Source organism: Brevibacillus sp. YAE8 (genome assembly GCF_057543335.1).
Genome location: NZ_BAAIYG010000013.1, coordinates 64779 through 79341 on the forward strand (window position 1 = coordinate 64779; position 14563 = coordinate 79341).

The 14563-nt window shown below is 55.8% G+C and carries 13 protein-coding genes; 12 read left to right on the plus strand and 1 reads right to left on the minus strand.

The window, feature by feature from the left end; all coding sequences use genetic code 11:
* Positions 1-14 precede the first annotated feature (14 nt).
* The gene (locus tag AC27IT_RS16170) at positions 15-809 is read right to left on the minus strand and encodes a DUF3298 and DUF4163 domain-containing protein (RefSeq protein WP_487091910.1); all 795 of its coding nucleotides are present in this window, start codon (positions 807-809) and stop codon (positions 15-17) included.
* Positions 810-1040: 231 nt separating this feature from the next.
* Here AC27IT_RS16170 and AC27IT_RS16175 point away from each other — a divergent pair, with 231 nt between their 5' ends.
* The 12 genes from AC27IT_RS16175 to bioB all read left to right on the plus strand — a co-directional run bounded on the left by AC27IT_RS16175 (position 1041) and on the right by bioB (position 14552).
* On the plus strand, positions 1041-2120 hold the full coding sequence (locus AC27IT_RS16175) for an L-threonylcarbamoyladenylate synthase (protein WP_005827790.1): 1080 nt from the start codon (positions 1041-1043) through the stop codon (positions 2118-2120).
* A gap of 55 nt (positions 2121-2175) precedes the next feature.
* On the plus strand, positions 2176-2736 hold the full coding sequence (locus tag AC27IT_RS16180; protein ID WP_005827789.1) for a manganese efflux pump MntP: 561 nt from the start codon (positions 2176-2178) through the stop codon (positions 2734-2736).
* A gap of 33 nt (positions 2737-2769) precedes the next feature.
* Complete coding sequence (locus tag AC27IT_RS16185) at positions 2770-3228, plus strand: low molecular weight protein arginine phosphatase (protein ID WP_005827788.1); 459 nt, start codon at positions 2770-2772, stop codon at positions 3226-3228.
* Positions 3229-3379: 151 nt separating this feature from the next.
* Entirely contained in the window at positions 3380-3835 is a 456-nt protein-coding gene (gene rpiB / locus AC27IT_RS16190) for a ribose 5-phosphate isomerase B (protein WP_005827786.1), read from the plus strand.
* On the plus strand, positions 3836-4405 hold the full coding sequence (locus AC27IT_RS16195) for a TIGR01440 family protein (RefSeq protein ID WP_007786072.1): 570 nt from the start codon (positions 3836-3838) through the stop codon (positions 4403-4405). It abuts the gene before it with no gap.
* Between the two features lie 43 nt (positions 4406-4448).
* Positions 4449-5699 (plus strand): serine hydroxymethyltransferase, encoded by a 1251-nt coding sequence (locus AC27IT_RS16200; RefSeq protein WP_005827782.1) that lies wholly within the window; start codon positions 4449-4451, stop codon positions 5697-5699.
* A gap of 416 nt (positions 5700-6115) precedes the next feature.
* On the plus strand, positions 6116-6745 hold the full coding sequence (upp, locus tag AC27IT_RS16205) for a uracil phosphoribosyltransferase (RefSeq protein WP_283858384.1): 630 nt from the start codon (positions 6116-6118) through the stop codon (positions 6743-6745).
* Positions 6746-6763: 18 nt separating this feature from the next.
* Positions 6764-7912, plus strand: coding sequence for a non-hydrolyzing UDP-N-acetylglucosamine 2-epimerase (gene wecB / locus AC27IT_RS16210; RefSeq protein ID WP_005827778.1), 1149 nt, complete (start codon positions 6764-6766; stop codon positions 7910-7912).
* A gap of 219 nt (positions 7913-8131) precedes the next feature.
* Positions 8132-11296, plus strand: a complete 3165-nt coding sequence (locus AC27IT_RS16215) for a phosphodiester glycosidase family protein (protein WP_327944241.1) — start codon at positions 8132-8134, stop codon at positions 11294-11296.
* A 150-nt stretch (positions 11297-11446) separates the two neighbouring features.
* Complete coding sequence (bioA, locus tag AC27IT_RS16220) at positions 11447-12820, plus strand: adenosylmethionine--8-amino-7-oxononanoate transaminase (protein ID WP_327944242.1); 1374 nt, start codon at positions 11447-11449, stop codon at positions 12818-12820.
* Entirely contained in the window at positions 12817-13560 is a 744-nt protein-coding gene (gene bioD / locus AC27IT_RS16225) for a dethiobiotin synthase (protein WP_007786062.1), read from the plus strand. Before bioA ends, bioD begins: the two co-directional genes overlap by 4 nt.
* A complete protein-coding gene (gene bioB, locus AC27IT_RS16230) occupies positions 13557-14552 on the plus strand; it encodes a biotin synthase BioB (protein ID WP_005827772.1) in 996 nt (331 codons plus the stop codon). The genes bioD and bioB overlap by 4 nt, the downstream gene beginning before the upstream one ends.
* The last annotated feature ends 11 nt before the right edge of the window (positions 14553-14563 follow it).

A 14563-nucleotide genomic window follows, 5' to 3' on the forward strand; every position in this document is an offset into this window, starting at 1 on the left:
GATTGAAAAACGGCTTACTTCTGAGTCAGGGCAGCGAGAATTTCCGGCTTCAGCAAGCTGTGGAAGCGATGGGCAGGGATGGTGAAGGCAGGCATTCCTGCTGCGTATGGGGCAATTTCGTACTGTCCGAAATGAATGACGAGATTGCCGTTTTCAAACGAGAAGCTCTGGTCGTCTGTAATGCTCTCAAAGCTGTACGGATTGTAGCCGTCCGCTGCTGTTTGTGCTTTGATCTGCTGGCTGATGAGCTGGTTGATAATGCTGCGGTAGTCGTAGCCGGACTGGAACAGGTCGGCGAGCTTGAGCGTTTTCGCTTTGGCCTGGTTGTCGATCGTGTAGTAGGTGACGTCGGTCATGCCGTGCGCTCCGCCAGTATAGATGTACGACTGGATGGAGAAAGACACGAGCTTGCCAGCCTGGTGTACTTCATAGGAAATATCGAGTGCGTGCGGCCGCGGCTCCCAGCAGTATTTTTTCGCTTCTGCCGCATCTTGCTTGCCTGCTTTTTGGCCTTCGGCAAGACCTGTCTGTGCTTGCTTGAGCAGGTCGGCGTTCAATTTGGCTTCAAAAGCTTTATCCTTCAACCCGCTAATGACCGGGATCGTCACCTTGCCCTCGAACTCTTTTGATTTGACGGTCAAAGTTTTCGGGGTGAACACCACTCCGGCTGCTTTCGGCTTTTGCGCTTGTACGGCAGGCACAGGCTTGGCTGTCGCGGCAGGAGAAGCTGCCAGGACGGGTGCAGTAGCGGCGGTCAGCAATACGGCTGTGCCGAGCAGGCTGGAAGTAAAGGATTTCAACAATGTCATATTCATTCACGATCCTTTCGATCTAAGGGAAAATGTTCCTCGCTTGTATGGACTTATTCTACTACATCGTTTTGACGGATGATGTTAAGAATTGGTAACAAAGACTTTTCCCAACACTTTTCCAAAAGTTATTCACAAGTTACCCACAGCCTGTTGAAAACTTCTGGATGCACATCTATACTAAAGGCACTTATTACAAAAGAAACGAGCTAGAGAAAGGATTTTTTTACGATGGAAATCAATTTAGTGACAAAGGTGTGGTCTGTGGATAACGATGTGGAAAACATCCCTAGTTGTACACAGATTGTGGATGCAGCCCGTTTGCTGCGCGCCGGGGAAGCGGTCGCTTTTCCAACAGAGACGGTGTACGGCCTGGGCGCGAATGCATTGTCTGATGCAGCAGTGGAGAAAATATTTGCAGCGAAAGGCAGACCGAGCGATAATCCGCTGATTGTGCATATCGGAGAACGGGAGCAGTTGTCCACAGTCGCAGGCACCGTCCCGGAAAAAGGCCAGAAGCTGATGGACGCATTTTGGCCGGGGCCGTTGACGATCATCCTGCCGAAAAACGATCAGGTCGCATCGCTGGTGACGGCAGGGCTGGATTCAGTCGGGGTGCGCATGCCGGACCATCCGATCGCTCTCGCACTTATCAAGGAAGCGGGCGTGCCGATCGCAGCTCCCAGTGCGAATCGCTCCGGCCGTCCGAGTCCGACCACGGCTGCACACGTGTTTGCCGATCTGGACGGACGGGTAGCGGGGATTGTGGATGGCGGAGCTACCGGAGTCGGTGTCGAGTCGACGGTAGTTGACGTGACGGTCGACCCGCCTGTCATCCTGCGGCCCGGAGGCATTACCCGCGAGCAGATGGAACGCGTGATTGGCCCAGTCGAGCTCGATCCTTCTTTTCAGGTGGGCGCGGTAGAGACGCCGCGTGCGCCAGGGATGAAATATACGCATTACGCCCCTGAGGGGGAAATGTGGCTGGTGACAGGCGACGAAGCACAGGTTCGCGCGAAAATGGCGGAGTTGCTCGCCGAAGCAAAACGGCATGGGCAAAAAACCGGGGTACTGGCGACAGAAGAGTCGGCTGCTTACTGGCAGGAACAGGCGGCGGTGGACGTCGTCTTGTCCGTAGGCTCCCGGCACGATCTGGAGAAAGTCGCCCAGCAGCTTTACGCAGTGTTGCGCGAGTTTGACCATCAGCGCGTTCAGTTCATTGTCGGGGAAACTTTTTCACGCGAAGGCTTGGGCATGGCCGTGATGAACCGTCTGGAGAAAGCGGCGGGCGGACGTATCCTGTCCGTCTAAAACAGTCTAAACTCCTCCTTGTCCGCATAAGGTGAAGAGACGGGGGGGAGGCGGCTTGGACCAGGTGTTGTTTCAGTGGGGGCAATTTTTGACGTTGCTCATTATTGCCTTTGCTTTGAGCATGGATGCCTTTTCGCTTGGGATCGGCGTAGGCATGGTTGGAATACGCTTGCGGGAAATTGTAAAAGTGAGCATTACTATTGGGCTTTTTCATATTATGATGCCTGTCGTCGGGATTGCTGTCGGCGCTTATTTGTCCGATTTGGTTGGGGATATCGCCGTTTTCATCGGCGGAGGAGTCCTGATGCTGATCGGCTTGCATATGCTGTGGAACGGACTGATTCACGGCGATCAAAAAAGCGTCTTGAAGACAAGAGGAATCGGGCTGCTGCTGTTTGCATTTAGCGTCAGTCTCGACGCGTTGACGGTCGGTTTTTCATTTGGTCTGATCGAAGTAAACAAAATTCTCGCGATCTCCCTGTTCGGCATCATGGGGGCGGCCATGTCCTATTTTGGGCTTTTGCTCGGCAGAAGCGTGGGAGGATGGTTGGGCGATTACAGCGAATTAGTAGGAGGACTTATTTTGTTTTGCTTCGGGTTGAAGTTTGTCATCTAGGAGACGGATGCTGACAGAAAGGAGGGGCGATCATTGAAACGAATCTTATTCGTCTGCACGGGAAATACTTGCCGCAGCCCGATGGCTGAGGCGATGTTTCGCGCCAAGACAGCCGGACAAGAATTTGAAGTACGCTCGGCCGGAGTGGCGGCCTACGCAGGCCAGCCTGCTTCTGCACACGCCCAGGCGGTGCTTGCGGAGCGGGGCATCTCGCATGCGCACGAGTCAAGCCAACTGGATGAGGCGCTGATCGAGTGGTCCGACCTCATTTTGACGATGACGAACAATCACAAGCACGCCATCCTGACTTTTTTTCCGGCGGCGGCAGACAAGGTGCATACGCTGCAGGAGTTTGCGGGAGTGGAAGGCTTGCGGGATATTGCCGATCCGTTTGGCGGAGCGCTGGAGGATTACCGCCGGTGCGCCGAGGAAATCGAGGAGTCGCTGGACAGGCTTTTGGAGCGGTTGATGGAAGTTCGTTTTCGTAAATAACGGGACATAGGAGGTGCTGGTTGGTAGCCAGGACCTTGTTTCTTGTGAGAGTACGAACATTTTTTAATCAATCAACCCAAATGTTCACTTTTTACTTACGGCTTTTTGATGTATAATGAGTGAGATCATGAAACAAGCGAGGGATGGCAGAATGAAAGTGGCGATTGCTGCAGATCACGGTGGATACAAGCTGAAAGAGGAAATCAAGACTCTGCTCGCCTCCATGAACATCCAGACGGAAGACTTCGGTTGCTCTTGCGAGGATTCGGTAGATTACCCTGATTACGCCTTGCCCGTAGCGGAAAAAGTGGCAGCAGGCGAGTTCGACCGGGGCATCCTGGTTTGCGGAACCGGCATCGGCATGTCGATCGCAGCCAACAAGGTTCCTGGCATTCGCTGTGCGCTGGTGCACGATACCTTTTCTGCACGTGCTACCCGCGAGCATAACAACACGAACGTTTTGGCTATGGGTGAGCGGGTGATTGGCCCTGGCCTGGCGTTGGATATCGTGAAAATTTGGCTGGAGACGGAGTTCCAGGGCGGCCGCCACGAGCGCCGTGTGGAAAAGATCACGCAAATCGAAGCGAAGCACGCGGGAGTGAAGTAAGTGGACCTATCCGCTATCGAACAAGAGGTTCGTCAGTTGGTGGAGGAAGTGGCCGGGCTGGCCGAGCTTCGGGCCGGACAAGTCATGGTGATCGGGTGCAGTACAAGTGAAGTGCTGGGCAAGCACATTGGAAAAGCTGGCAGCCGGGACGTGGCCGCCGCCATTTATCGCGGCATCCGCACTGTGCAGGAGCAGCGCGGCTTTGCTGTGGCCTTTCAATGTTGCGAACATTTGAACAGAGCGCTGGTGCTGGAGCGCGAAGTTATGGAACGCTACGGGCTGGAAGAGGTTTCGGTCGTTCCGGTGCCGACTGCTGGCGGCTCCATGGCTGCGCACGCTTTTACGCAGCTTGCCGATGCGGTTGTGGTGGAGCAGATTCGCGCCCATGCTGGCATTGATATCGGCGACACGTTGATTGGCATGCACCTGAAGCAAGTGGCCGTGCCTGTGCGCCCCTCGCAGCGGACTGTGGGAGAAGCGCACGTCACAGCCGCGCGGACTCGCCCCAAGCTGATCGGCGGCGCGCGAGCTGTCTATGAAGTTGTACCCCAAAATGAAAGCTGTACCTAAAAAGAATGTGGGACAAGCCCATTTTCAAGGAGGAGAATAAATCATGCTAGAATTTTTGCGTAAACAGGACCCGCAAGTATTGGAAGGCATTCAACTGGAGCTGGGAAGACAGCGTGACAAAATCGAGCTGATTGCATCCGAAAACTTCGTTAGCCGTGCGGTTATGGAAGCGATGGGAACGGTACTGACCAACAAATACGCAGAAGGCTATCCGGGCCGTCGCTACTACGGCGGTTGCGAATACGTCGACATCGTGGAAAACATTGCGCGCGATCGCGTAAAAGAAATCTTCGGTGCCGAGCATGCGAACGTACAGCCACACTCTGGCGCGCAAGCTAACATGGCGGTTTACTTCACCATTTTGCAGCCAGGCGACACTGTACTCGGGATGAACCTGTCCCACGGCGGCCACCTGACGCACGGAAGCCCTGTGAACTTCTCCGGTACGCTGTACAACTTCGTAGAGTATGGCGTAGATCAAGACTCCCACTTGATTAACTACGAGGATGTGCGCGCAAAAGCTCTGGAGCACAAGCCTAAGCTGATCGTAGCGGGAGCAAGTGCTTATCCGCGCACGATTGATTTTGCCAAATTCCGTGAAATCGCGGACGAAGTGGGCGCGTACTTCATGGTAGACATGGCGCACATCGCTGGTCTGGTTGCGGCTGGCCTGCATCCAAACCCGGTTCCGCACGCGCACTTCGTCACCTCCACTACGCACAAAACATTGCGCGGCCCTCGCGGCGGTCTGATCCTCTGCAAAGAAGAGTTTGCAAAAGCGATCGACAAATCTGTGTTCCCAGGCGTGCAAGGCGGTCCGTTGATGCACGTGATCGCGGCAAAAGCCGTTTCCTTTGGCGAAGCGCTGCAACCTGACTTCAAAGACTACGCAAAACGCATCGTGAACAACGCCCGCGTCTTTGCGGAAGCGCTGCAAGCAGAAGGCCTGACACTCGTCTCCGGCGGAACCGACAACCACCTCGTACTGGTTGACGTAAGCAAAATCGGCCTGACTGGTAAAGTAGCCGAGCACCTCCTGGACGAAGTGAGCATCACCACCAACAAAAACACCATCCCTTACGATACGCAAAGCCCATTCGTCACAAGCGGTATCCGCATGGGTACCCCAGCCGTCACCAGCCGCGGCTTTGACGAAGAAGCGATGAAAGAAGTAGCAGCCATCATCGCGCTGACCTTGAAAAACCCGGAAGACGCAGCCAAACACGACGAAGCCCGCCAACGCGTAGCCGCGCTGTGCCAACGCTTCCCGATGTACGAAGGCTTGACGATTTAATTTTCAAGAAAATTTCTTAAGCAGACAGACCCCGTGAGCAACCTCGCGCGGGTCTGTTTTTTGGCTTTCTTTCTGTCTTTTTCCTGACAAACAGCCACGCGGAGAAGACGGTTTCCAGGCGCCGCGACTTGCGAAGTCCGACCCAGCGGAGCGACGAAGCGCGGGAAAAAGGAACGTAACCCTAAATAAACTGCGAAGCGGCTACCACTTTTACGTTCCCCCGCGCTTCGTCGCGTAGCGGACAGTCAATCCCACAGCGGGACGTAGAATGAAGCCTAGCCTGGAAACCGTCTTCTCCCCACTACAGCCCCTCCCAGACAAAGAAAGAAAAAGTACGAAGATTAGACAAATTGACGGCGACTCTCTCCTTCGCTATGATGGAAAAGATGCATTGATAGGGAAACGGAGGAACGTACATGAGCCGTGTATATGTGTTTGACCATCCGCTGATTCAGCATAAAGTGACGTTTATTCGTGACAAGAATACAGGAACCAAAGAATTTCGCGAACTCGTAGACGAAGTAGCAACCTTGATGGGCTACGAAATCACCCGCGACATGCCGCTTGAGGAAACCACCATCGACACCCCGGTAGCCACCTGTAAGTCTAACGTGATTGCCGGCAAAAAAGTTGGACTCGTACCGATCCTCCGTGCAGGACTTGGCATGGTCGACGGACTGCTCAAGCTGATCCCGGCCGCAAAAGTCGGCCACGTGGGACTGTATCGTGACCCGGAAACCTTGCAGCCAGTAGAGTACTACGTCAAGCTGCCTTCCGATGTAGCCGAGCGCGAACTGATCGTGATTGACCCGATGCTTGCGACTGGCGGTTCTGCTGTCGCGGCGATTGCTGCGTTGAAAAAACGCGGAGCGAGAAATCTCAAGCTCATGTGCCTGATTGCTGCTCCGGAAGGCATCAAAATGGTGCAGGCCGAGCATCCGGACGTAGATATTTACGTAGCTGCCATTGACGAATATTTAAATGACCATGGATACATTGTGCCTGGCCTCGGCGATGCGGGCGACCGCTTGTACGGCACAAAGTAGGCGGAGAGGGTATTCCAGATGAAAACAGTAAAAGTAATGACGGTATTCGGGACGCGTCCGGAAGCGATCAAGATGGCCCCCCTTGTGCATGAGCTGAAAAAGTACAACGGGCAAATCGAATCGGTCGTCTGCGTGACCGCCCAACATCGCCAAATGCTCGACCAGGTGTTGGGGATTTTCGATATTTCGCCGGACATTGACTTGAACATTATGAAAGACCGCCAGACGCTCGTTGATGTGACCACGCGCGCCCTGCAAAGTCTCGATGCGGCGATCAAGGAAGTAAAGCCGGATATCGTTTTGGTGCATGGCGATACGACGACTACATTCGTTGCGAGCCTGGCCGCTTTTTACAACCAGGTAGCGATCGGCCATGTGGAAGCGGGCCTGCGCACATGGGACAAGTATTCGCCGTTCCCGGAAGAGATGAACCGCCAACTGACAGGCGTGATGGCCGACCTGCACTTCTCCCCGACAAACGGGTCTGCTGACAACCTCAGACGGGAAGCGAAGCCGGAGGAAAGCATTTACGTAACCGGAAACACCGCGATTGATGCGCTGAAAACGACAGTGCGCGAAGATTACACACACCCGGTGCTCGACCGTGTAGGCGACTACAAACTGGTGCTGATGACGGCCCACCGCCGCGAAAACCTGGGCGAGCCGATGCGCCGCATTTTCCGTGCGGTCAGAAGACTGGTGGACGAGCATCCCGAGATTGCCGTCGTGTACCCGGTCCATCTCAACCCGGCTGTGCAGGAAGTAGCGCAGGAAATTTTGGGCGATCACGAGCGCATTATACTGATCGAACCGCTTGATGCGCTCGATTTCCACAACTTCGCCCGCCGTGCTCACCTGATCCTGACCGATTCCGGCGGAGTCCAGGAAGAAGCGCCGTCCCTTGGCGTGCCTGTTCTGGTGCTCAGAGATACAACCGAGCGCCCAGAAGGGATCGAAGCCGGTACGCTCAAGCTGGCGGGTACAGACGAAGAACAAGTTTACGCGATGGCACACGAGCTGCTGACCAACCAGGCAGCCTACGATGCAATGGCGCACGCTGCGAATCCGTATGGGGACGGAGAGGCTTCCCGCCGTATCGTAGAAGCGATCCTGCATCATTTTGGATTGCGTTCCGAGCGTCCTGAGCCGTTCAAGCCGGGACAGTAATCATTTGCCCATACAGCCAAGAGTGACCCGTCCGGTATCGACTGCTATCATCCGGACGGGTTTTTCTGCTGTTTTGGCAGACTGACGATTTGGTTTGTTTTGCCAAAAGAGAATCTGCAAAATTGGCGAAACTATCCACTACTTCGGTGCGTCTAACGAATAGTTACCGACTTACATAGGGAACAGACAGAGTTTGGAAAATGGAGAGGAGTCACCAACATGAGAGCGCAAAGGATAGTGACGCTGCTCACGGCTACGACGATGGCCTGGGGAGCTTTTGTTCCGTTTGTGCCCCTTGCGACGAATGTCGCGCACGCCAGGGCGGAAACCAGTGCATTGAATATGGTGTGGCAAACCCCGATTGGCGAGGGGACCACTTTGCTCAAATATACGAAATCGTTTGCGAATCAGGTCGTGACCATCATGGTTACCAAGGTCGACCTGAACAACCCGTACGTAGAGGTCAAGCCCGTCTACGGGACCGCCGGCAAGCTGACGGAAAGACAGACCGTCACCCAGATGGCGCGCGAAACAGGGGCGGTTGCGGCGATCAACGCCGACTTTTTCAACATGTCCAAGCGGGGCGCGCCGTTTGGCATCGTAATAAAGGACGAGCAGTTGATTTCCTCGATGGGGCTGATCTCGTACTGGTATAGCCTGGGGCTGACCGGAGACAAGGTCGCGATCATCGACAAGTTCGGGTTTGGCGGAAAAGTCACCGCGCCGAACGGGGCTGTCTACTCGATTCAAGGCGTCAACAAAGAAGAGTACAATCCGAGCGACGGCCGCAAAAGCCACCAGAACCAACTGAACGTCTACACGCCTTCCTTTGGCAAAACCAGTCTCGGCGCAATTCCGGGCTACAAGGATGTCGTCGAGATTTTGTTCGTGGACAACGTCGCCAAGGAAGTGCGCGTCAACCAACCGGGAGTCTACATACCTTACAACGGATACGTCTTGTGGGGACACGGCGCGGCAGCGGCCTTCCTCAAACAAAATTTCCCGGTGGGCGCCAAAGCGACCATCGAGTACCAAACAACTCCGCAAACACTCGACCTGAAGCAAGCCGTCGGGGGCAACGTGCTGCTCGTGGATCAGGGCAAAGCTTTGACGTCGTTCCAGGCGGACAAGTCGATCACTTCTGTCAATGCACGCACGGCAGTGGGCGTGTCCCAGGATGGCAAGACGCTGTACATGGTCACCATTGATGCCAGCAAAGGCGTTTACCTGGACGAGCTGGCAAAAATCATGGCAGAGCTCGGCTCCTACCGTGCCGTGAATTTTGACGGTGGCGGCTCTACGACATTGGCTGCGCGCATGCTGGGCGAGACGCATGCCAACCTCGCCAACAAGCCGAGCGGCGGTGCCGAACGCCGCGTGCCGACCGGACTTGCTGTGTACAACACCGCTCCGCCAGGAGAATTGCGAGGATTCCAAATTGACGTGCCAGCGGACATCCTCATCGGCCAAACCGTGACGCTCAATGCCTCCAAAGGTTACGACACGCATTACCAGCCATACGCGATCAATCCGGCGAACGTCACGTGGGAAATCCCGCAAGCCGATGCAGGAACAGTAGAGGGACAACGCTTTACGCCAGCCCGCTCCGGCCAGATTACACTGACGGGTCGCCTGGGCAACGTGGCGCAAAACAAAGAGGTGCACGTCATTGCGGGCAGCGAAGTCCAACAAATCGTCGTCTCCCCGAATCCGGTCACGATCGCACCGGGACAAGCCGTGACGCTTGATGTGAAAATCAAGACGAAAAAAGGAGCGACGATTCAGGCGACGCCGCTCAGCGTCAAAGCGAGCGTAGACTCCGCAGTCGCTACCGTCAACGACAAGCTGCAGTTGATAGCAGGAAGCGAACCGGGAAATGGACACCTGACGATTACGTATGACGGTGTGTCGACAACCGTTCCGTTTGCGGTCGGTCAATTCGAACAGCCATGGCTGACGTTTGACAACCAGGTCGGCATGTACCACGCGGCCAACCCGAGCAGCATCAGCTCGGCAGGCTCGTTTGCGCTCGTTCAGGACCAGGTGTTCCGCACGAAAAAAGCGGCGAAGCTCGTCTACAACTTCTCCGGAGCGCCAGCGAACAACATGCGCATCTCTTACGGCGTGCTGGGCGCCCAGCCTGTCGCCATCCCGGGCAAGCCGCTCGGAATCGGCTTGTGGGTAAACGGGGACAACAGCAGACATTGGCTGCGCGCAGAAGTGCTCGATGCCAACGGCAAGACCGTCTACGTCGATCTGGCCAAAGAAATCGACTGGACAGGCTGGAAGCAGGTAAAAGGCTACTTCCCGAGCAATGCCGCCTATCCGTTGAAGCTGAAGAGCATCTACGTAGTCGACCAGCCGAATGACGGCATTACGCATGACAAAGGAACGCTGTACTTCGACGAGTTCTCGCTCCTTTTGCCGAACCAGACAGGCCAGCCGGGCAATGCGGTTGTCGTGCCTGAGCTGCCGGGCAGCCTGTCTCTGGGCGCGGAGCTTGACCTTGCCTACTCGTTTGAGAAAACCGCTCCGTTTTTGGACAGCGCTTTGGTGGAAATCGACTCGATCGTCAACCAGCAACTGCCCGGGTATGTCCCTGCGGACTACTCGTTCACGATCAAGCCGGGAGAGCGCAAGGCAGGCACGGACGATGCGATCTCGACTTCCCCGATCAAGCTGACGCTTGTGCCGAAGAAGTGGATTGCCGGAAAAGGAGTCGGACTGCTGTACGTCAACGAAGTCAATCAGACGCTCGACCCGCTCCTGGGCAGCATGAACGCGCAAGGGCAGTGGGTATATGAAGTGAACAGCTACGGCAAATACGTTCCGTACTACATGGACAATGCAGGACTGGGAAGCCCGGCGTTCACCGATATCGCCAACCACCCGGCCAAGAAGGAAATCATGTTTATGGCCGAGAACGGCTACGTCAAAGGATTGACGGAAACGACGTTCGGACCGGAAACTTCGCTTACCAGAGCGCAATTCGTCACCTTGTTGGCGCGCACGTTCAATTGGGAGCTGCCCGACTCGCCGAAGCTCAGCTTCAAGGACAAGGTGCCTGCCTATGCGCAGGGAGCGGTCCAGGTGGCCGTTGCCAAAGGCCTGGTAAAAGGCTACGAGGACAAAACGTTCCGTCCGGACCAACCTGTGACGAGGGCAGAAGCGGCTGTCATCCTGGACCGTCTCGTAAACAAAAAGGGAGCGGCCAAAACGGTTTCCGACAAAGGAACATGGCCGTCCTGGGCTGCCTCGTCCATCACCAACATGGTTGGGCTCGGCCTGATTGATCCGGTCAGCGGAAAATACCAGCCGAACAAGCCGACGACCCGCGCGGTATGTGTCGTGGCGCTCTATCGCATTTTGCAGCAAACCAAATAAAGCGCACAAAGCAAAGACTATGCTTCTCCAATCACGGGGGAGCGTGGTCTTTTTTTGTTTCCCGCTCCAAAGAAAAAATCGTTGTCAAAAATGGTAAACCGAATTAACATTTTAGTTAACAAATATATGTTAACCAAGGATGTGATTTAGTTGTTACATACTTATGACTATGACGAGCTGGCGCAAAAGAACAAGCAATTTTTGTGGCATCCATTTACGCAGATGAAAGACTACAACGCGCAGGAGCCTTTGATTATTGCCAGAGGCGAAGGGGTCAAGCTGATCGACGTCAATGGCAAGGCGTATTACGACGGCTTTTCTTCCGTATGGCTGAACGTTCACGGCCACAATGTCCCCGAGCTGAACCAGGCGATCATGGAGCAGCTATCGCAAATCGCGCACTCGACTCTGCTGGGAATGGCAAACGTGCCGTCCATCCTGCTGGCCGAGCAGCTTGTGCGAATCGCTCCGCCTGGACTCAGCAAAGTGTTTTACTCGGACAACGGCGCGACTGCGGTGGAAATCTCCCTGAAAATGGCGTTCCAGTATTGGCAAAACCGCGGGCAGACGGGCAAGCATTCGTTTATCACGATGAACAACGCCTACCATGGCGACACGATCGGAGCGACCAGCGTGGGCGCAATCCCGCTGTACCATCAGGTTTACAAGCCACTGTTGTTTTCTCCGCACGTCATCCCTTACCCGTATCCGTACCGGGATGGAGGCGAACAGGCGGCCATGGAAGCAACCTTGAGCCAGTTGGAGAGCTTGCTGCAGCAAAAAGCAGGCGAGATTGCCGCCATGATTGTCGAGCCTGTCGTCCAGGGAGCCAGCGGAATGATCGTCATGCCGGACGGCTGTTTGAAACGGATTGCCGAGCTTTTGCGCGCGCATGACGTGTTGCTGATTGCGGATGAGGTGGCGACAGGCTTTGGACGGACGGGAAAAATGTTCGCCTGTGAGCACGACGGCGTAGTGCCAGACATCATGGCCGTTGCCAAAGGGCTGACCGGAGGCTATTTGCCTGTAGCCGCCACGCTTGTTACCGAAAACATCTACGACGCTTTTTACGCGGACTACGAGGAACAGAAGACGTTTTTCCACGGCCACTCGTTTACCGGGAATCCGCTCGGCTGTGCCGTAGCGCTGGAAAACTTGCGGCTGATGGAGGAGCGAAGACTGGTCGAGCAGGTGGCAGAAAAAGCGGTCGGTCTAAAGCAGCTTTTGCAGCCGTTAAAGGCAGAGCCGCACGTCGGCGATATCCGGCAAAAAGGCTTGATGGCAGGAATCGAGCTGGTCCGGGACAAGCAAACGAAGGAGCCGTACCACTGGAACGAGCGCATCGGCGTCCGCGTCTGCCAGCGGGCGAGAGAAAAAGGGCTGCTGACCAGACCGCTGGGCAATGTGATCGTCTTCATCCCGCCGCTTGCCTCCAGAATGGGCGAGATTGCGGAAATGGTGCAAATTTTGGCCGAATCCATCCGCGAGGTCACGCTGGAACAAAAGGAGCAGGAAGTGCGATGACCAAGCCATTTGCAGGATTGTTCGTTGCCGGGACGGATACGGATGTGGGCAAAACTGTCGTCACCGCTGGAATCGCGGCGGCGCTGCGCGAGAGAGGCTGCGATCTCGGTGTGTGGAAGCCCGTTCAGTCCGGGGCGTTGGCGCATGAGCAGACGAGCGATGCTTTTCGCTTGCGGGCCTGGAGCGGTGTAGAGGACTTGTGCGAGGAAATTGCGCCTCTGGCTTTTTCCGCGCCGCTGACGCCCTGGCTGGCAGCACAAGCCGAGGGCAGGACGCTCGCGCTCGACGAAGTGGTTGCGGGCGGGCATTCCTTGATGGCGAAGCACGACTGGCTGCTGGTAGAGGGGGCCGGCGGGCTGGCAGTGCCTCTGACGCAAACGGAGATGATGATCGACCTCGCCGTCAGGCTGAACCTGCCGCTGTTGCTGGTCGCCCGCGCAGGGCTTGGCACGATTAACCACACGCTCTTGTCGGTCTGGTATGCGCGCTCCCGGGGGCTTGAGGTGGCCGGCGTGATTTTAAATGAAGCAGCCCCCGCAACGGCGACCGACCAGAGTATCGCCACGAATGCCGCGATGATCGAGCGTTACGGAAATGTGTCTGTCTGGGGAGTGCTGCCGTACATGGGCGGAGCGTTTACCCAACAGCAATTGGCTGAATCGGTGAGGGCGCATGTGAACGTGTCGCCTGTCGAGAGTGTGCTGAAAAAGCAAACTATTAAAGGGGAGATACAAGGATGAACAAGACGGTTGCCGTGAACTGGAACGAGTATGCAGAGAAGGCTGTGCAAAAGGAAGCGCTGACGCAGGAGGAGGCGTTGCGCGTCTTGCAAGCGCCAGACGATGAGCTGCTGCCGCTATTGCACGCCGCTTTTCAGGTCAGGAAGCACTTTTTCGGGAAAAAGGTCAAGCTGAACATGATCCTGAACGCCAAAAGCGGCCTGTGCCCGGAAGATTGCGGGTACTGCTCGCAGTCGATCGTCTCCACAGCTCCTGTAGCCAAGTACACCATGCTCGACAAAGACACGCTGCTGGCAGGAGCGCGGGAAGCGCTGAACCGGAAGGCAGGGACGTACTGTATCGTCGCTTCCGGCCGTGGTCCGACCGAAAAGGAGCTGGGCCAGGTGATCGAAGCAGTCAAAGAAATTCGCGAGACAATGCCGCTGAAAATATGCGCTTGTCTCGGCATCCTGAGCGACGAGCAGGCACAGCGGCTGAAGGAAGCGGGCGTGCATCGCTACAACCACAACCTGAACACAAGCCGCAACCATTACTCGGCGATCACGACGACCCATACATACGATCAGCGGGTGGAAACCGTCGATACGGTGAAAAAAGCCGGGATGTCACCGTGCTCTGGCGTCATCGTCGGCATGGGGGAGAGCGACGAGGAGATCGTCGAGATGGCATTTGCCTTGCGCAGTCTGGATGCGGATTCGATCCCGGTCAACTTTTTGAATGCGATTCCGGGGACTCCGCTGCAAAACCAGGGCCGCACGCCTGCGCAAAAGGCGCTGAAGGTGTTGGCGCTGTTCCGCTTCGTCTGCCCTGACAAGGAAATTCGCGTGGCAGGCGGACGCGAGGTGAATCTGCGCAGCTTGCAGCCGCTGTCGCTCTACGCGGCCAATTCGCTGTTTGTCGGCGACTATTTGACGACGCCGGGCCAGGAGATTTCCAGCGATCACAAAATGATCGAAGACCTTGGCTTCGAGATCGAGCTATGTGCGCTGTAGGTAAAGAGGTG

Excerpts from the sequence above, each read along its gene's own strand:
- AC27IT_RS16170 (WP_487091910.1), bottom strand. The coding sequence starts at position 809 with ATGACATTGTTGAAATCCTTTACTTCCAGCCTGCTCGGCACAGCCGTA.
- AC27IT_RS16175 (WP_005827790.1), top strand. The coding sequence starts at position 1,041 with ATGGAAATCAATTTAGTGACAAAGGTGTGGTCTGTGGATAACGATGTG.
- rpiB (WP_005827786.1), top strand. The coding sequence starts at position 3,380 with ATGAAAGTGGCGATTGCTGCAGATCACGGTGGATACAAGCTGAAAGAG.
- AC27IT_RS16200 (WP_005827782.1), top strand. The coding sequence starts at position 4,449 with ATGCTAGAATTTTTGCGTAAACAGGACCCGCAAGTATTGGAAGGCATT.
- upp (WP_283858384.1), top strand. The coding sequence starts at position 6,116 with ATGAGCCGTGTATATGTGTTTGACCATCCGCTGATTCAGCATAAAGTG.
- wecB (WP_005827778.1), top strand. The coding sequence starts at position 6,764 with ATGAAAACAGTAAAAGTAATGACGGTATTCGGGACGCGTCCGGAAGCG.
- AC27IT_RS16215 (WP_327944241.1), top strand. The coding sequence starts at position 8,132 with ATGAGAGCGCAAAGGATAGTGACGCTGCTCACGGCTACGACGATGGCC.
- bioD (WP_007786062.1), top strand. The coding sequence starts at position 12,817 with ATGACCAAGCCATTTGCAGGATTGTTCGTTGCCGGGACGGATACGGAT.
- bioB (WP_005827772.1), top strand. The coding sequence starts at position 13,557 with ATGAACAAGACGGTTGCCGTGAACTGGAACGAGTATGCAGAGAAGGCT.